At 70.5% G+C, this 17326-nt stretch carries 17 protein-coding genes; 12 read left to right on the top strand and 5 right to left on the bottom strand.

Annotated elements, in window-relative coordinates:
- Positions 1 to 10: 10 nt before the first annotated feature.
- Positions 11 to 769: a hypothetical protein gene (locus ACIBEI_RS20615; protein WP_398890732.1), complete on the bottom strand. Its 759-nt coding sequence runs from the start codon at positions 767 to 769 to the stop codon at positions 11 to 13.
- 897 nt (positions 770 to 1666) lie between these two features.
- Between ACIBEI_RS20615 and ACIBEI_RS20610 the strand changes: the two genes are divergently transcribed.
- The 3 genes from ACIBEI_RS20610 to ACIBEI_RS20600 all read left to right on the top strand — a co-directional run bounded on the left by ACIBEI_RS20610 (position 1667) and on the right by ACIBEI_RS20600 (position 3087).
- Entirely contained in the window at positions 1667 to 2068 is a 402-nt protein-coding gene (locus tag ACIBEI_RS20610; protein WP_398890858.1) for a hypothetical protein, read from the top strand.
- A gap of 7 nt (positions 2069 to 2075) precedes the next feature.
- Positions 2076 to 2309 (top strand): hypothetical protein, encoded by a 234-nt coding sequence (locus tag ACIBEI_RS20605; RefSeq protein WP_398890730.1) that lies wholly within the window; start codon positions 2076 to 2078, stop codon positions 2307 to 2309.
- Positions 2310 to 2490: 181 nt separating this feature from the next.
- On the top strand, positions 2491 to 3087 hold the full coding sequence (locus ACIBEI_RS20600; protein WP_398890728.1) for an epimerase: 597 nt from the start codon (positions 2491 to 2493) through the stop codon (positions 3085 to 3087).
- A gap of 204 nt (positions 3088 to 3291) precedes the next feature.
- On the opposite strand, the gene ACIBEI_RS20595 is transcribed toward ACIBEI_RS20600, so the two are convergent.
- Positions 3292 to 3951: an FMN-dependent NADH-azoreductase gene (locus ACIBEI_RS20595; protein WP_398890726.1), complete on the bottom strand. Its 660-nt coding sequence runs from the start codon at positions 3949 to 3951 to the stop codon at positions 3292 to 3294.
- Positions 3952 to 4180: 229 nt separating this feature from the next.
- Between ACIBEI_RS20595 and ACIBEI_RS20590 the strand changes: the two genes are divergently transcribed.
- The 4 genes from ACIBEI_RS20590 (at position 4181) to ACIBEI_RS20575 (ending at position 7993) form a co-directional block, all read left to right on the top strand.
- Positions 4181 to 4552 (top strand): winged helix-turn-helix transcriptional regulator, encoded by a 372-nt coding sequence (locus ACIBEI_RS20590; RefSeq protein ID WP_398890724.1) that lies wholly within the window; start codon positions 4181 to 4183, stop codon positions 4550 to 4552.
- Between the two features lie 140 nt (positions 4553 to 4692).
- Complete coding sequence (locus ACIBEI_RS20585) at positions 4693 to 6126, top strand: DUF2252 domain-containing protein (RefSeq protein ID WP_398890722.1); 1434 nt, start codon at positions 4693 to 4695, stop codon at positions 6124 to 6126.
- A 571-nt stretch (positions 6127 to 6697) separates the two neighbouring features.
- A complete protein-coding gene (locus ACIBEI_RS20580) occupies positions 6698 to 7546 on the top strand; it encodes a J domain-containing protein (RefSeq protein WP_398890856.1) in 849 nt (282 codons plus the stop codon).
- A gap of 117 nt (positions 7547 to 7663) precedes the next feature.
- Positions 7664 to 7993, top strand: coding sequence for a rhodanese-like domain-containing protein (locus ACIBEI_RS20575; RefSeq protein ID WP_200401672.1), 330 nt, complete (start codon positions 7664 to 7666; stop codon positions 7991 to 7993).
- A gap of 73 nt (positions 7994 to 8066) precedes the next feature.
- Here ACIBEI_RS20575 and ACIBEI_RS20570 read toward each other — a convergent pair whose 3' ends face one another.
- Entirely contained in the window at positions 8067 to 9203 is a 1137-nt protein-coding gene (locus ACIBEI_RS20570) for an acyl-CoA dehydrogenase family protein (protein ID WP_398890720.1), read from the bottom strand.
- A 297-nt stretch (positions 9204 to 9500) separates the two neighbouring features.
- Here ACIBEI_RS20570 and ACIBEI_RS20565 point away from each other — a divergent pair, with 297 nt between their 5' ends.
- Genes ACIBEI_RS20565 through ACIBEI_RS20555 form a run of 3 tightly spaced genes read left to right on the top strand, consistent with a single transcriptional unit; the run spans position 9501 to position 12660 of the window.
- Positions 9501 to 10433, top strand: coding sequence for a DUF5819 family protein (locus ACIBEI_RS20565; protein WP_398890718.1), 933 nt, complete (start codon positions 9501 to 9503; stop codon positions 10431 to 10433).
- On the top strand, positions 10430 to 11887 hold the full coding sequence (locus ACIBEI_RS20560; protein ID WP_398890716.1) for an HTTM domain-containing protein: 1458 nt from the start codon (positions 10430 to 10432) through the stop codon (positions 11885 to 11887). The genes ACIBEI_RS20565 and ACIBEI_RS20560 overlap by 4 nt, the downstream gene beginning before the upstream one ends.
- A complete protein-coding gene (locus ACIBEI_RS20555; protein WP_398890714.1) occupies positions 11884 to 12660 on the top strand; it encodes a TrmH family RNA methyltransferase in 777 nt (258 codons plus the stop codon). The genes ACIBEI_RS20560 and ACIBEI_RS20555 overlap by 4 nt, the downstream gene beginning before the upstream one ends.
- A gap of 88 nt (positions 12661 to 12748) precedes the next feature.
- Here the strand turns inward: ACIBEI_RS20555 and paaN are convergent, their stop codons facing one another.
- A complete protein-coding gene (gene paaN, locus ACIBEI_RS20550) occupies positions 12749 to 14440 on the bottom strand; it encodes a phenylacetic acid degradation protein PaaN (protein WP_398890712.1) in 1692 nt (563 codons plus the stop codon).
- Between the two features lie 148 nt (positions 14441 to 14588).
- Here paaN and ACIBEI_RS20545 point away from each other — a divergent pair, with 148 nt between their 5' ends.
- Positions 14589 to 16103 (top strand): 3-hydroxyacyl-CoA dehydrogenase, encoded by a 1515-nt coding sequence (locus ACIBEI_RS20545; protein ID WP_398890710.1) that lies wholly within the window; start codon positions 14589 to 14591, stop codon positions 16101 to 16103.
- Positions 16100 to 16690, top strand: coding sequence for a TetR/AcrR family transcriptional regulator (locus ACIBEI_RS20540; protein ID WP_266499321.1), 591 nt, complete (start codon positions 16100 to 16102; stop codon positions 16688 to 16690). The genes ACIBEI_RS20545 and ACIBEI_RS20540 overlap by 4 nt, the downstream gene beginning before the upstream one ends.
- Before the next feature lie 36 nt (positions 16691 to 16726).
- Here ACIBEI_RS20540 and ACIBEI_RS20535 read toward each other — a convergent pair whose 3' ends face one another.
- On the bottom strand, positions 16727 to 17227 hold the full coding sequence (locus ACIBEI_RS20535) for an Lrp/AsnC family transcriptional regulator (RefSeq protein WP_383393764.1): 501 nt from the start codon (positions 17225 to 17227) through the stop codon (positions 16727 to 16729).
- Between the last annotated feature and the right edge of the window lie 99 nt (positions 17228 to 17326).

Here is a 17326-nt window from a genome sequence, read left to right as displayed (position 1 = left end):
CGTCACGGCCTCATGATGCGCCATCTGGCGGCGGGAGAGGGGAAGCGCCGTGGGTGGGCCCGGACTGTCGTTGGTCCGGAACACCGGAAATCGGTGGGACATCCGGCCTGCCCGCGTCCATGGTGGGCCGAGTCGGCCGATCCGAGCGGCGCAGGTGTCGCTCGGGGTCTCGCAGGCCGGCGATCCTTCCCAGGGCGACGACATACTCGCGCAGTCGCACCTGCAGTTCGCGCAGTTCCTCACGGAAGGCGGCGTTCTCCGGCCAATCGGCCTCTCCGTTCCTCCCCGCTTCTGACTCTTCCCAGAGCCGCAGTCTTGGGTGCCACTTCGACAGGAAGGGAGCCAGCTCGAAGTTGAGGATGTCCAGGACGATCTCGTGGACGGAGTCACCCCTGAGAGGCGGAGGTGGCGCGGTGCCGGACTCGATCGGCTCGCGGTACAGATCGAAAAGGTTCTTGAGGGACGTCAGGGCCTCACGCAGATTCCCAGTGCCGTCCTCGAGCGGCCGCGTGGCCACCCGGGTCGCGGCCTGGAAGAACATGCGCAGGGCCGCCTGCCGCATGTCGGTGTTCGCAGTGAACGTGAGCACATTGCCGGCCAGGCTCAGCTGGACCTCGGTGAGCTGCGCGGACCTCCGGTACAGGTGCGCTCCCAGGACGACGGCGACACCAGCCAGCGCGCCGACGACGACCGACAGAAGCTGGCCGCCAGTCTGGCTGATGGCGAACGCGGCGATGCCGACGACCGCGCCTATGACACCGGCCAGCACGGCTCTGGCTGCAATCCGAGCGCCAGGGCCTGTGCGCCAGGTGTTTATTGTCGCCATGGTCTGTTACCCGCCTTGCCCCAGTCTCGGTTGTCTCGGATCCGTGCCCCTGCGCTCTGTGAACTCGTCATGATGGTAAGGCTGTTGAGGCACGTGGTCGGCTTCGGCATGAACAGGGCGAGATGCTGGTCGTGCCTTGGAGTAATCAGTTGGTCCGCTGGTCGGCCTGAGAGGGGTACACGGCGTCCGAAGGGTTGTACTGCAGCTGATCGTCGGCCATAGCGTGGGCAGAGCTGGCTGATATTGGTGTGCCGAGCTGGAGTGCAGACCGATACATGGGCCGTTCGCCGGCATCGTCGCGGAGGTGGCGCACGACCTTGTCGAGCGATGCAAGGACGTCCGCAAAGGCACCAAGGCGTTCGTTCACGAGGTCAGGCAGTTCGACGTTTGGCTGGACATCCTTGACCCTTCCCGGACCCGACGCCACCCCTGAACCTCTGTCCGAGCCTCTGGCCTGGGCGGTGGGAAAAGCGACGGCACAGCGCGGGAACCGATCTCCTGTCGGGGGCCTACTTCGTATGGGCTGGGTCCTCGCTGGGGCGGGGCCGGGGAGGCGTCGCGCGGTGCGTCGATCCGGCCGGGCGACTGTCCGCCGGGTGCCGGGCTGGTCGCCCGGTCCACCTGCTGGCACCCAGGCGGGATCGAAGAAACGAATGCGCAGGTCAGCGCATGATTCCATGATCACTAAGGTCAGTGAACCCTTCTATCTGGCAGAACCGTGATCGGAGCAATCAGGTTGTTGCCGCTCGGAAGAGGCGCTTGGCCGAAAGGGATTTGCTCACGGTCGCGCTGTCCGGATCCAGGTTTTCCGCCGTTGCTGCTGCCGCTGCACTCGTGCTGATGGCGCCCACGGTGGCCGAAGCCGGCGCTGTCGGGTCGACGCCCGTTCGTACCTTCGAGTACAGCGTCGGCGGTATGGCGATGAAGGTTCCTACCGGCTGCATGTTCACCCACATCATCCGAGGCGGCGGGAGGAAGATCACCTATCAGAACGCGGGCGTCGACTGCGGGTTTGTCGCTGCGCTCGGCAGCGGCTTCTGCAACTGGCGGATCGACTTCACGTATGCCAACACCAGCAACAGGACGTACCGGACGTCGCGTGTGCGAACGCACCCCGAGTGCAAGATCGACCCGATGCGGAACAACTCTCCTCAGGCGCTGCCTCGTTATGGACAGGCGTGTGCGCATCTGTACGTCAACGGGGTGCGTCGGGTGAGTCAGTGCCACCACATCACGAAGTGAGCCGTTCATGATTGATCAGCAGACGGGCCGGGACCGGGCTCGGGATGTGCGACTGCGGTGGGCCGGGGTCGCGGCGTTCGTCGGGGGGCTGGTGGTGACGCTGGTCTTCTTCGGCTTCTTCCCCGGGCTCCCGCATGTCATCGACTGGGGGGCGATCGTCGTCGCCGTTCTTGTCGGAGCGCTCGTCCGGTGGGGTTGTCAGGCCTGGATGAAGCAGAAGCAGGGCGGCACGAGTCGGTGAAGCGGCAGGATCCTTGGCGGGATTGAGTCCCTTCGGCTCTGCGGCGTGCGGCTCGTGCGGGCAGGGCCTAGGGTGCCGGTCCGGCTGAGTGGTGGGAGTGGGCTCTGTGAAGGTGATCCTCTTTGGGGCGACCGGGATGGTCGGGCAAGGGGTTTTGCGGGAATGTCTGCGGGACTCGGGTGTGGAGAGTGTGCTGGTGGTCGGCCGGTCGGCGGTGGGGGGCTCGCATCCGAAGCTGCGGGAGGTCGTGCGGGCCGATCTCATGGATCTCGGCGGGCTCGAGGGTGAGCTCTCCGGCTACGACGCCTGCTTCTTCTGCCTCGGGGTTTCGTCGGCGGGTATGAAGGAGGACGCGTACCGGAAGGTCACGTACGACCTCACGCTCGAGGTGGCGCGTTCGCTGGGCCGCTGGAATCCGGGGCTGACCTTCTGTTACGTGTCCGGGCAGGGGACCGACGGCTCCGGGCGGGGCCGTGTGATGTGGGCGCGGGTCAAGGGGGAGACGGAGAACGCGCTGCTCGCCCTGGACGGTGTGGAGGCGTTCATGTTCCGGCCGGGGCTCATTCAGCCGCTGCACGGAATCCGGTCGAAGACCCGGGTGTACCGGGCGATGTACGCGTTGACCGGGCCCCTGCTGCCCGTCCTTCGGAAGCTGGCGCCCCGGCGGATCACCACGACCGAACAGGTGGGCCTGGCGATGATCGCGGTGGCCCGGGACGGGGCGGCGGAGCGGGTGCTGGAGACGGACGGGATCAACCAGGCAGCGGCGGGCGCTTAGGGTGCCTCTCGCGGTGAATGGGGCTCCTGAGGTGTGATGGGTTGCCCAGGGGTGAATTGGGTCTCCTGGGGATGCCCATCAGTGAAAGTGCCCTCTCCGTAGAAGAAAGCGCCCTCTCCGTAGAAGGTGGAAAACGGTCGTGCGGCGCCGCTTCGGGCCCCTTGGGCGCCGTACGACCGGGGTGCGTGGTCACGTGGTGAAGCGTCAGGCCGCCTTGGACGTGAGCTGGTCGGTGAGGGTCCTGGCCTTGTCGGCCGCCTCCTTCAGGGCCTTGGCGCGGGAGGCCTCGAAGAGCGGGATCAGCTCGGACATCGCCGGGTTGTGCGGGGCCATCGTCAGCTCCGGGACGATGAATTCGAGGTCCAGGGCAAGCATGTCCTTGAGGATGGCCTCCAGATAGTTCTGCACGTACTCGTAGCCCTCGCGCGGGGTGCCCGGCGCGTAGGAGCCGCCGCGGCTGGCCACGACGGTGACCGGGGTGCCCTTGGCGGACGGGGTGTCGCCCGCGGTACGGCCGATGAGGATCACGTTGTCCAGCCATGCCTTGAGGGTCGACGGGATCGAGAAGTTGTACATGGGCGCGCCGATCAGCACGGCGTCCGCCTGCTCCAGCTCTTCGATGAACTTCACGCGCGCGGAGAAGGCGGCGGCCTGCTCCGGGGTGTGCTCGGACGGGTCGGCGAAGCCGGCGCTGTGGGCGTCGGCGGAGATGTGCGGTACGGGGTGCGCGGAGAGGTCGCGGTAGATCACCGTGCCCTCCGGGTGCTGCTCCTCCCAGGTCTTGCGGAAGGCGTCCGTGACGGCGCGGGACGCCGAGGCGGGGCCCGGGAAGACGGACGAGTCCAGGTGCAGCAGGGTGGCCATGAGTTCTCCAGTGAGGGTGGTTCGCCGATGTGGTTCGCCGATGTGGTTCGACGGAGCGTGGTCCGACGGGTCCGACGGGTCCGACGGGTGCGCCGAGGCAGCGCTGTGCTCTTGGCAGCCAGGGCACGGTGCGACCCGTCGCCCTTGGCTGCGTTTCTGTTCGTAACTATGAATAACACAGTCACTTACTTTTTTTCATCCCCTCACGGGAGGCCAGTACCCTGAAGGCATGGCGCTCCAGGAAAACCACGACGCTGCGTCGTGCAGGCGGGTGGACAACGGAATCACCCAGGTCTTCCAGGTGCTCGGAAAGCGCTGGACGGGCCCGATCGTGGCCGTTCTCCTGCCCGCCCCCGTCCACTTCGCCGACCTGCGCCGTGCCATCCCCGGCATCAGCGAGCGCATGCTCTCCGACCGGCTCACCGAGCTGGCGACGGTCGGGCTGGTGGTGCGCGAGGTCGACGACGGGCCGCCGCTGCGGGTCTCCTACCGGCTGACGGAGGCGGGGGCGGCGCTGGAGCCCGCGCTGGGGGAGCTGGGCGCGTGGGCGAAGACGTATCTGGCGGAGGACGGGCGCTGTCAGGAGCAGTTCCGGCGCTAGCACCGCCTGTTGGCCGTCTCGGCGCTGAGCTGGGGTGTTTTCCACAGGTGCGGAGTTGTCCACAGGGGCTCACAAGGATCGGCGCCGGGCGGTACGGTCGTCTCGAAATTGATGTTCGTGCGCGGGGGGAGGCGGTTCGGGTGAGCGAGACCGGTGGTGTGGTGGCCGGGGCGGCAAGGGTTCCGGCGGTGCGCGGGTTCGCACGACTGTCCGGGGAGGGCTCGGCCAAGGGGCAGGGCTCGCCGAAGGATGAGGGCAAGGCACTGCGAGGCAGCGTCCCGCGCAGTGCCCACGCCTCCATCGACACGAACGGCGACCGCCCGGACGCGGTGACCGCGGTCGACGCGTCCAACCAGGGCCGGATCTCCGAGCTCACGCCGATACGGGTCGGCCGGATGGCGGCCACACCCTTCGCCTTCCTGCGCGGTTCGGCCGGACTCATGGCCTACGACCTGGCGCGTACGCCGTTGACCGGCATCGGCGCCCAGATCTGCGGCGACGCACACGCGGCGAACTTCGGTCTGTACGGGGACGCCCGCGGCGGCCTCGTCATAGACCTGAACGACTTCGACGAAACGGTCCACGGGCCGTGGGAGTGGGACCTCAAGCGGCTCACGACCTCACTGGTGCTCGCTGCCCGGGAGGCGGGGGCGGACGAGGACACCTGCCGCAAGGCGGCGTACTTCGCGACCGGTTCGTACCGGCGCACCATGCGGCTGCTCGCCAAGCTCCCGGTCCTGGACGCGTGGAACGCCATCGCGGACGAGGAGTTGGTCTCGCACACCGACGCCCATGATCTGCTCGGCACGCTGGAGCGGGTCTCGGAGAAGGCCCGTGGCAACACCAGTGGGAGGTTCGCGGCCAAGTCGACGGAGGTCGTGGAGGGCGGCGGGCGCCGCTTCGTCGACGCCCCGCCGGTGCTGCGACGCGTGCCGGACGAGGAGGCCGCCGGGGTCGCGCGGGCGCTGGAGGAGTATCTGGCCACGCTCTCCGAGGACCGTCTCCCGCTCCTCGCGCGGTACGCGGTGCACGACGTGGCGTTCCGCGTGGTCGGCACGGGCAGCGTGGGCACCCGCTCGTACGTGGTGCTGCTCCTCGACCACCGCGGGGAGGCCCTCGTCCTCCAGGTGAAGGAGGCCCGTACGTCCGTCCTGGTGCCGCATCTGGCGACCGCCGGGCTCGCGGTGCCCGAGGTCGAGCACGAGGGCCGCCGGGTCGTCCTCGGCCAGAAGCGGATGCAGGTCGTCAGCGACATCCTCCTCGGCTGGACGTCGGTCGAGGGGCGCCCCTTCCAGGTGCGGCAGTTCCGCAACCGCAAGGGCAGCGTCGATCCCGCGGCGCTGGCCGCGGACCAGATAGACGACTACGCCCGGATGACGGGAGCCCTGCTGGCGCGGGCGCACTCGCACAGCGCCGATCCGCGGCTCATCGCGGGGTACTGCGGCAAGAGCGAGGAACTGGACGAGGCGGTCGCGACCTTCTCGGTGGCCTACGCGGACCGGACCGAGGCCGACCACGCGGAGCTGGTGGCGGCCGTGCGGGCGGGGCGGATCGAGGGGGAGCTGGGGGTCTGACGGGGCGGCGAAAGCCTGGGGAAGGCGTCCGGGGAAGGCCCCTGGCCAGGCGATTCGAATAGGTGGTTGAGCCGTGGCCTAGGCTGGGCGGGTGACGACCCCGGAAGCTGATCAGCCCCCGACCGAGCCCCTCGCGGAACCGGGCTCCGGTGAGCCGCGCGCCGAGAAGGCGCCGTCTGCCGAGTCGGACACCGAGAGGTCCGCCGAGCCGTCTGTTGAGACGTCCACTGAGGCATCTGTAGAGGCAGTCGCCGAAGCAGCTGCTGCCGAGTCGGGTGCCGAGTCGGGTGCTGAGCCGTTGGTTGAGCCGTTGGTTGAGCCGTCGGTCGAGGCGTCTGCCAGGTCGGGTGCCGACGTGCCGCCGTTGTCGGACGTGGCCGGAGGCAGTGGGACCGAGGGTGGCGAGTCTGCGGACGGTTCCGTCACGGGTGACCGGACGGCGGACGCCCCGGTGGTGGGCGACGAGACGGTGGCTGACGAGACAGCGGGCGACGAGTCGGTAGGTGGTTCGACTGGTGGCTCGCCCGAGGGCGCAGGGTCGGTGGGTGGCTCGACCGTCGGCGACGGGACGGTGGGCGGCTCGACGGCCGGTGACGCGTCCGCCGGTGGCGCCGGTGAAGCCGGAGACGAAGAGCGGACGCGGCCCGAGGCTCGGCTGGAGAGGGCCGTTCGGGCGGCCGAGCAGGCGTTGATCGAGTTCGAGATCGCGGTGGAGACCTTCCGGGTCGAGGTGGAGAACTTCTCCCGGCTGCACCACCAGAAGCTCGGTCCGATGTACTCGCGGCTCGACGAGCTGGACGCGCAGATCGCCGAGGCGCGGGCCGCTTCCACCGGTGACCCGGAGGACGTGCGCAAGGCGCAGGAGGCACGGGCCCGCGTCATGCCGATGCCGGGGATCGAGGAGTTGTTCCACGACTGGCTCGACTCGGACGGGCTGTCCCCGGAGGCCGCGGCCATGCTGACCGAGCAGCCGGTACGGCCGCCGCAGCGGGTCCGGCCGAGCGACGAGGCCCGCAAGCTCTACCGGGAGCTGGTCCGCAAGGCGCACCCCGACCTGGCGCAGGACGACACGGAGCGCGCGCGGCGCGACGAGTTCATCTCCCGGGTCAACGCGGCGTACGGCCGTGGGGACGAGCCCCTGCTCCGGGAGCTGTCCGAGGAGTGGGCCGCCGGTCCCGTGGCCGAGGAGTGGCGCCCGAGCCGCAGCGAGGAGCTCTACGCCCGTCTCGAGTGGCTCGCGCAGCGCAAGGAACTGCTCGCGCTCGTCGCCCGCGACCTGGAGGAGAGCGCGATCGGCGCGATGCTCAAGATCGCGCCGGACGACCCCGACCGGCTGCTGGAGGAGATCGCCGAGCAGTTGCTGGCGCAGGTCAGCGAGCGGGAGGCCGAGCTGGCGGGCCTGCTCGGTAGCGGGGCCTGAGGGCAGACTTCTCCGGTGCTGTCGGCCCTGGGAACAGTGGCCCCCGTCCGTGTACACCGGGGCGAGCTGCGGGAGGGCCCGGTCGGGTAGCGTCGGGGCATGAGTTTCGGAGCTGGTGTGCCCACGGTCGAGGTCTCGGATCTCGCGGACGGTGATTTCCTGCTGGACGTCCGGGAGGACGACGAGTGGCAGGCGGGTCACGCCGAAGGGGCGCTGCACATTCCCATCAGTGACTTCGTCGCACGCTACGGCGAGCTGACCGAGGCTGCGCCGCAGGACGGCAGGGTCCATGTGATCTGCCGCTCCGGGGGCCGTTCGGCACAGGTCGCGATGTACCTGGTCCAGCAGGGCATCGACGCGGTGAACGTCGACGGCGGCATGCAGGTCTGGGCGGCCGCGGGCCGTCCTGTGGTGAACGCGGAGGGGCAGTCGGGGTTCGTGCTCTAGCCGACCCCGGGCGGCCGGGTTTCCCGGCCGCCCGCCTGTCTCAAGGTGCCTCGCTCGCCGCAGTGCCTCGCGCTCAGCCCAAGGGATGCGCCGCCAGCAGGTCGCCCAGCGCCTCCTCGTGCGCCGCCGCCGGGCCGAGTGAGAGTTCGAGGTGCTTGGCCCAGGCGTGGTAGCGGTGCAGGGGATAGTCGGTGTCCGCGCCGATGCCGCCGTGCAGATGCTGCGCGGTCTGCACAACACGGCGTACGCCCTCGGAGGCCCAGATCTTGGCGACGGCGATGTCGCCCGACGCGGGCAGGGCCCCGCCCGCCCCCGAGCTGATCCGCCACGCGGCCTGCCAGAGGGTCGCCTCCATCGCGCGCAGGTCGATGTAGCGGTCGGCGGCCTGCATGGCCACGGCCTGGAACGTGGCGACGGGAAACCCGAACTGCTCCCGCTTGCCGGTGTATTCGCTCGTCATCCCGAGCACTCCTTCGCCCAGGCCGAGCGCCAGCGCGCACGTCCCGGTGGCGAGCAGGTCACGCAGCGACTCCCAGGCTCCGTCGGCGTCGATGACGTCACGGGCGGGAACGCGTACGGAATCCAGACGGAGTTCGCCGAGCCGCTCGCCCGATGTCGAGAACTGCTCGGCGAGCAGCGCGCCTTCGTGGACGCGGGGGACGAGGGCGAGCACGGAGCGGCCGGAGTCGGTGCTCAGCGCGGGTACGAGGACGAAGTCGGCGTTCTGCGCCCAGGGGACGGCCGTCTGCATCCCGTCCAGCACCCACTGGTCGCCCTCCGGCCGTGCGGTCACGGCGAGTTCGGCGCCGTCGTGGCCGGTCCGTCCGTTCGCGGCGACCGTCAGGACCAGCTCACCGCGGCCGGCCCGGGCGAGCAGGTCCGCCTTCAACTCCTCGCCGCCGTACGTCTGCACGGTCACCGCGGCCGCGGTGCTCTCCAGCAACGGCACCCGTGCGAGCACCTTCGCGGACTCGCGCAGCACCAGGCAGAGCGCGACGGCGTCCAGGCCCGCGCCGCCGTGGCGGGCGTCGAGCAGCAGGCTCAGCAGGTCCGCGTCGGCGAGTTTCGCCCACAGGGCCCGGTCGAAGTCGTCCGCGACGGCACCGGCGGTGAGGGCGGGACTCGGTACGCCGTCCGGCGCGACCCCCGCGAACACCGCCCTCGCCGCCTCCACGGCCGCCTGCTGCTCCTCGGTGAAGGTGAAGTCCACGGCCTTGTCCTTCCGGCGGATCCGTTGATCTGGCGGAGCGTCAAGATAGAACAGGTTCTACAAGAAGGGAACGGTGCGGGCGGGTCGGTCCTGCGGTCACCGAAGGGCTCCCGACCGATTGGTCGGTGTGTTCGATTCGGGGAGAGGTGAGGGTCGTAAGGTGTCAACCGCTGTGGATAACCTCGTGGCCTCTGTGACCCATGGGACTGTGCTCGGCGGGCGGGCCTGAGTACCGTGCCGGTGCGACTGTCGCGGGACGGGCGACGGGAATCGGACAGACTTCGGGAACGGGGCGGAATGGACGCGTACGACAAGGGCTCGACCGCCCGGCCCGTGCCGGGCGAGCCCGAGCCCGCGGCCGCCGTCCCCGACAGCCTTCGGCCGGAGGGCCACGAGACCTCGGACGGTCACGACACCCCGGACAACCATGGGTCCCCGGTCGGGCAGAAGCACTCCGGCCGGATCCCCCAGCAGCACGGCGACCAGCAGCCGTACGACGGCCGGCAATACGACGACACAGCCCTCGCCGGTCCCCCGCTTCCCCCTCCCGCCGGTATCTCCGCCCTCTCCCTCCCGTACCAGATCGCCGCCGCGCTCGCGCTCGCCGTCGTCGCGGTCGCCGCCTGTGTGCACGTGGGCATGGTCTTCCTGCACGTCGCGCCGTCGAACACGGTCACCAAGCAGCACGGGCAGGCGATAGACGAGTGGATCTACCCCGAGTTCGAGCAGAACTGGAAGCTCTTCGCGCCCAACCCGCTGCAGCAGAACATCGCGGTCCAGGTCCGCGCCGACGTGCGGAGCGCGGACGGTGACATCAGGACGACCCGTTGGTACGACCTCTCCGCGCTGGACGGTGCCGCCATCGACGGCAATCTGCTGCCCAGCCACACCCAGCAGAACGAGTTGCGCCGGGCCTGGGACTTCTTCGTGGCCACGCACGACAACGCGAACCGTCCGAACGGCCTGCGCGGCGCCCTCTCCGAGAAGTACCTGCGCCGCATTGTGGTCCTGCGCCTCGACCGCGAGCAGGCCGGCGGCCGGGGCGCGGTCGTGCAACAGGTCCAGGTCCGCTCGCGTACGACCAACGTGCCGCCTCCGAAGTGGAGCCAGGAGCAGGTGTCCGACAAGCCCATCGTCCGCGTGCTGCCCTGGTGGCCGGTCTCGGAGGCCGACCGGGCGGCCGGGACGCGGCCCGGGGAGTCCACGGGGACGGAGGCGAGCGCCCGATGAGCGACCTCGGCCACGACCCGACGGGCAACCATGACCGCGGCCCCGCCCCGACGGGCGCCCCGACCAGCACCCCCGACCACCATCAGACGAGCGCCCCCGACCACCCCCACCCGAGCAGCCTCGGCCGTGAGCGGACGCGCAGCCTCGGTCGGGAGCGGCTTGCCGGCCGGATAAGCCGGTTCGACCGCAGGCACCGCCTGGACCGGACCCTCGCGCACGCCATCACGCGCGTCACCGGCGAGGCCCTCGGCCCGTACCAGAGCGCCGTGATCCGCATAGGTTTCGCCGGGACCTGGCTGCTGTTCCTGCTGCGGGAGTTCCCGCACCGCGAGGAGATGTACGGGCCCGACGGCCCCTGGAGCTGGGATCTCGCCCAGCAGCTCATCGCGAGCAACCACGCCTTCACGGCCCTGATGTGGGCCGACGGCCAGGTCTGGTTCGGGATCGTCTACGCGTTCGCCGTACTGTCCAGCCTTCTGCTGCTGCTCGGCTGGCGCACCCGGACCATGTCCGTGCTCTTCATGGTCGGCGTGCTCTCCCTGCAGAACCGCAGCATCTTCATGGGGGACGGCGGCGACAACGTCATCCACCTCATGGCGATCTACCTGGTGCTCACGCGCTGCGGCCGGGTCTGGTCGCTGGACGAGCGGCGGGAGCGCCGGGCCCGGGACGCACGCGCGCGTGGAGCGTGGGTCGGCCCGGACAGGGCCGGTCCCGCCCTCTGGACGGTGCTCGGCCTCGTCCTGGCCGCGGCCACGCTCGCGGGGAAGATCGACGGCGGCTTCCTCGGCGGCTGGCGGACGGTCTACTGGGGGCTGTGGGCCGTACAGGGCCTGTGGTGGCTGGCCGGCCGGTACGGCCGGAGCGTCCAGCCCCGCATCCTCCTCGACGTAGTCGCCAACCTCGTCCACAACGCCGCACTCTTCGTGATCATGGCCGAGGCGTGTCTGATCTACGCGACCGCCGGCTGGTACAAGATCCAGGGCACGCGCTGGCAGGACGGTACCGCCGTCTACTACCCCCTGCACCTGGACTACTTCTCCCCCTGGCCGGCCCTCTCCGATCTGCTGTCCGCGAGCGGCGCGCTGATGTTGCTGGTGACGTACGGGACGGTGATCGTGCAGGTCGCCTTCCCCTTCACGCTCTTCAACCGGCGGGTGAAGAACGTCCTGCTGGCCGCCATGATCACCGAGCACGCCGTGATCGCCGTCGTGCTCGGTCTGCCGTTCTTCTCGCTCGCGATGATCGCCGCCGACGCCGTGTTCCTGCCGACGTCCTTCCTGCGCCGCGTGGGCGGATGGGCGGCACGCGCGCGTGGAGGGCTGTTTTCGCGCCTGGGCCGTACGCGCATGCTCCCGGGGCCCCGCAAGGAGCCCGCGCGCACCCCGGGGACGGCCGAGACGGCCGAGACGGCCGAGACGGCCGAGCACCCGCACGTAGGCTTCACCGCATGACGGACGATCCCCGTGACCTCGATGCCGTCGACACCCGCGACCCGGATCCCGTGAGCGCCTGGCGTCGGCTCGTCGGCACGTCCGTGCTGCTCGACGGCTTTCACGCCCTCAAGCACGCCGTGCGCTTCCGGGCCGAGATCCCGGTGGCGGTCACCGCCGACCGGCGGGCCGCGCTCGCCCTCGCCGACGACCTGGCCTCGGACGTATGGGACACGCTGGACGCCCTTCTGGCGGAGGTCCCGCAGGCCGCGTACGAAGCCCTCGTCCCGCGCCCGCACCCCACCGCCGTGGCCGCCCTGGCGGTACGGCCCGAGCGCGACGCCAATCTGCGCGTGCTGGCCCGCACGCCTCGCATCGCGCCCGTGGTCGTCCTCGACCAGCCGCGCAACCTCGGCAACGCGGGCGCCGTGATCCGGCTCGCGGCCGGTTTCGGCGCGACGGGGGTCGTTACCACCGGCACGCTCGATCCGTGGCATCCCACGGTCGTGCGCGCCGGGGCGGGCCTGCACTTCGCCACGGCCGTCGAGCGGCTGACCGTGGACGAGCTGCCCGCCGGGCCGGTGTTCGCCCTCGATCCCGAGGGCGAGGACATCCGGTCGCTGAAGCTCCCGGACGATGCCGTCCTCGCCTTCGGCTCCGAGCGCAGCGGGTTGTCGGGCGAACTGCGCGCCCGTACGGACCACTTGGTCTCGCTGCCGATGCGGCCCCAGGTCTCCAGCTACAACCTCGCCACCAGCGTGGCGATGACGTTGTTCCACTGGAGTGCCTCGTAAGCACGGGCGCCCATCAGGGGCGCGGGGAACTGCGCGACCAGCCACAACGGTCCGCAGTCGCAAGATGTCCCGCGCCCCCGGGCGAATTTCATGCCTCCCGGCGAACCTCCACCACCCGGAACCGGTTGGCCACGAACGCCCCGTCGCACAGGGCGGCGTTCGCCGCCGGGTTGCCGCCGGACCCGTGGAAGTCCGAGAACGCGGCGGTCTGGTTGACGTAGACCCCGCCGGTCAGGTTGAGCGAGAGCTGGGCGCACTCCTCCAGGCAGGCCTCCTGGACGGCCTCCTCGACCTCCTCCGAAGTCGTGTACGCGCCCACCGTCATCGCGCCCTTGTTGCCGATGGTCCGGCGCAGCAGCGCCACGGCGTCCGCCGCCGAGTCGACCGCGACGGCGAAGGAGACGGGGCCGAAGCACTCGTTCATGAACGCGGCCTGGTCGTCCGGCTTGGCGCCGTCCAGTTTCACGATCAACGGGGTGCGCACGACCGCGTCCGGGAAGTCGGGGTTGGCGATCTCCCGTGAGGCGAGGGCGACTTCGCCGAGACCGGTGGCCGACTCCAGGCGGGCCTTCACGTCGGGGTTCACGATCGCGCCGAGCAGGCCGTTCGCCCGGGCGTCGTCCCCGAGGAGTCCGCCGACCGACTTCGCGAGGTCGGCGACCACCTCGTCGTACGACCGGGGGCCCTCCTCCGTACGGATGCCGTCGCGGGGGATGAGGAGGTTCTGCGGGGTCGTGCACATCTGGCCGCTGTAGAGGGACAAGGAGAAGGCGAGGTTCGACAGCATCCCCTTGTAGTTGTCGGTCGAGTCCACGATCACCGTGTTGACGCCGGCCTTCTCCGTGTAGACCTGCGCCTGACGTGCGTTGGCCTCCAGCCAGTCGCCGAACGCCGTCGAGCCCGTGTAGTCGATGATCCGGATCTCCGGGCGTGTCGCCAGGGTCTTGGCGATGCCCTCGCCCGGGCGCTCGGCGGCCAGTGCCACCAGGTTCGGGTCGAAGCCGGCCTCGGCGAGCACCTCGCGGGCCACCTGGACGGTGAGCGCGAGCGGCAGCACCGCGCGCGGGTGGGGCTTCACGAGCACCGCGTTGCCGGTGGCCAGGGAGGCGAACAGGCCCGGGTAGCCGTTCCACGTCGGGAAGGTGTTGCAGCCGATCACCAGCGCGACACCGCGCGGCACCGGCGTGAACCGCTTGGTCAGCGCGATCGGGTCGCGCTTGCCCTGGGGCTTCGTCCACTCGGCGTTGTCGGGGGTGCGGACCTGCTCCACGTACGCGTACGCCACCGCCTCCAGGCCGCGGTCCTGCGCGTGCGGGCCGCCCGCCTGGAACGCCATCATGAAGGCCTGGCCGCTGGTGTGCATGACCGCGTGCGCGAACTCGTGGGTGCGGTCGCTGATCCGCTTGAGGATCTCCAGGCACACCACCGCGCGCATCTCCGCGCCGGCGTCGCGCCACGCGCGCTGCCCCGCGCGCATGGCGGGCAGCAGCGTGTCGACGTCCGCGTGCGGGTACGTGACGCCCAGCTCGATTCCGTACGGCGAGACCTCGCCGCCCACCCAGTCGTCGGTGCCGGGCTGGCCGAGGTCGAGACGGGAGCCCAGGAGGGCGTCGAAGGCGGCCTTGCCCGCCGCCATGTCCAGGCTGCCGTTCTCCCCGTACGCCTTGGGGTGTTCGGGGTGTGGCGACCAGTACGCGCGCGTGCGGATCGCTTCCAGCGCCTGGTCGAGGGTGGGCCGGTGCTGTTCGATCAGCTGGTGCGCGGTGAGTTCGGCGGCCATGAGGGACCAACTCCTCGTCTCGCGAGCTCTCCGTCGAGCTCACGACCTGGGCAGGAACGGGCGGACAGAGTTAGAGTAACCGAACGATCGGTCGGGACAAGGGGGTCCGCTGAACCTGTGGACAACCCCGTGCGGGAGGATCGCGAGCATGACAGCACTCGACCTCGCCGGCCCCGTGGCCGTCGTCGGTACCGGCACCATGGGCCAGGGCATCGCTCAGGTCGCGCTCGTCGCGGGCCACCCCGTACGGCTGTACGACACCGTGCCGGGCCGTGCACAGGCCGCGGCCGACGCGATCGCCGCCCGCCTCGACCGGCTCGTCGAGAAGGACCGGCTGACCGGCGCCGAACGGGACGCCGCCCGCGCCCGTCTGCGCCCCGCGGAGAGCCTCGCCGACCTCGCCGACTCCGGCCTGGTCGTCGAAGCCGTCCTGGAGCGCCTGGACGTCAAACAGCAGCTGCTGCGCGAGCTGGAGGACGTCGTCGACGACGACTGCCTGCTCGCCACCAACACGTCCTCCCTGTCGGTGACCGCGATCGGCGGCGCCCTGCGCAACCCCGGTCGTTTCGTGGGGCTGCACTTCTTCAACCCGGCGCCGCTGCTGCCCCTCGTGGAGGTCGTCTCCGGGTTCGCGACCGACGTCACGTCGGCCACGCGCGCGTACGAGATGGCCCGCGCCTGGGGGAAGACCCCGGTCGCCTGCGCCGACACCCCGGGCTTCATCGTCAACCGCATCGCGCGGCCCTTCTACGCCGAGGCCTTCGCGGTCTACGAGGCCCAGGCCGCCGACCCCGCCACGATCGACGCGGTCCTGCGCGAGTCGGGAGGCTTCCGGATGGGCGCCTTCGAACTGACCGACCTCATCGGCCAGGACGTCAACGAGTCCGTCACGCGCTCCGTGTGGGAGGCCTTCTTCCAGGACGTGCGGTTCACGCCCTCGCTGGCCCAGCGCAGGCTCGTCGAGTCGGGCCGCCACGGCCGCAAGTCGGGGCACGGCTGGTACGACTACGGGGACGAGGGCGAGCGTCCCGAGCCGCACACCGCCGAAAAGGTCCAGCCGCCCGCGTACGTCGTCGCCGAGGGCGATCTGGGCCCCGCGTCCGAGCTGCTCGCACTGATCCGCGAGGCGGGCATCCAGGTCCGCGAGGACGAGGAGGACCACGGCACCCGGCTGGTGCTGCCGAGCGGCGGCCAGCTGGCCCTGGCGGACGGCCAGACCGCCGTCGAGTTCCGTGATGTCGTCTACTTCGACCTCGCGCTCGACTACCGCAGGGCGACCCGGATCGCCCTGTCCCACTCGCAGGACACCCAGACCCAGACCCTCGCCGAGGCCACCGGGCTCTTCCAGGCGCTCGGCAAGGACGTCAGCGTCATCGGGGACGTGCCCGGCCTGATCGTCGCCCGCACGGTGGCCCGCGTCGTCGACCTGGCGCACGACGCCGTCGCCAAGGGCGTGGCCACCGAGGAGGACATCGACACGGCGATGCGCCTGGGCGTCAACTACCCGCTGGGACCCTTCGAGTGGAGCCGTCGGCTGGGCAGGAGCTGGGCCTACGACGTCCTGGACGACCTGCACATGCGCGACCCCTCGGGGCGCTACGCGCCGTCCCTCGCGCTCTACCGCCACGCGTACGCCTCCGAGAAGCGGGAGGGCACCCCATGACCACCGCCAAGCGCGACACCTACACCCCTGAGACGCTGCTCTCCGTGGCCGTGCGGGTCTTCAACGAGCGCGGCTACGACGGCACCTCCATGGAGCACCTCTCCAAGGCGGCCGGCATCTCCAAGTCGTCGATATACCACCACGTCACCGGCAAGGAGGAGCTGCTGCGCCGGGCCGTCAGCCGGGCGCTCGACGGCCTCTTCGGGATCCTCGACGAGGAGCACGCGCGCGTGGGGCGTGCCGTGGAGCGTCTGGAGTACGTCACCCGGCGCATGGTCGAGGTCCTCACCTCCGAGCTGCCGTACGTGACGCTGCTGCTGCGCGTGCGCGGCAACACCGACGCCGAGCGGTGGGCCCTGGAGCGGCGCCGGGACTTCGACCACCGGGTGGCCGAGCTGCTGAGAGCGGCGGCCGCCGACGGGGACGTACGCGGCGACGTGGAGTTCCGGCTCGCGACGCGGCTGGTCTTCGGGATGATCAACTCGATCGTGGAGTGGTACCGCCCCGACGGGCGGGGCATGGGCGAGCGCGAGGTCGCCGACGCGGTGGTGCGGCTGGTCTTCGGGGGACTCCGGCAGGAGGACTGAGGCACAAGAAGGACCCGAGGCCGCCAAAGGCACAGGTCACCCCTGCGGCTCCAGGTCCTCCTCCTCGAACACCAGCAGGGTGCGGGTGCTGAGCACCTCGGGAATGGCCTGGAGCCGGGTGAGCACCAGCTCGCGCAGCGCCCTGTTGTCGGGCGTGTGCACCAGGAGCAGGACGTCGAAGTCCCCGCCCACCAGCGCGATGTGGGAGGCCCCCGGGAGTGCCGTCAGCTGCTCGCGCACGGTGCGCCAGGAGTTCTGCACGATCTTGAGGGTGATGTACGCCGAAGTGCTGTGCCCCGCGCGCTCGTGGTTGACGCGGGCCCCGAAGCCGCGGATCACGCCGTCCTCGATGAGGCGGTTGATGCGCGCGTAGGCGTTCGCGCGCGACACGTGGACGCGCTCGGCCACGGACCGTATCGAGGCGCGGCCGTCCGCCTGGAGCATCTGGAGGATGTCCTGATCGATGGCGTCCAGCGGACGCGGCGGCGGCAGGGAGGATCCGGCCTCCGGCCCCTCGGCCATTTGTTCAGGTGCCATGTCCCCCCGCCTCCCTACCATGGACGTACTGCGTCCATCTCAGGCTGTGGAGAACCGTTTGTCCACAGCCTGGAGGTGCCTGTAGCCAAAATGTGCCGA

Source organism: Streptomyces sp. NPDC050988 (assembly GCF_044456225.1).
Classification (GTDB): domain Bacteria; phylum Actinomycetota; class Actinomycetes; order Streptomycetales; family Streptomycetaceae; genus Streptomyces.
This window is presented reverse-complemented; position numbering and strand designations above follow the sequence as displayed.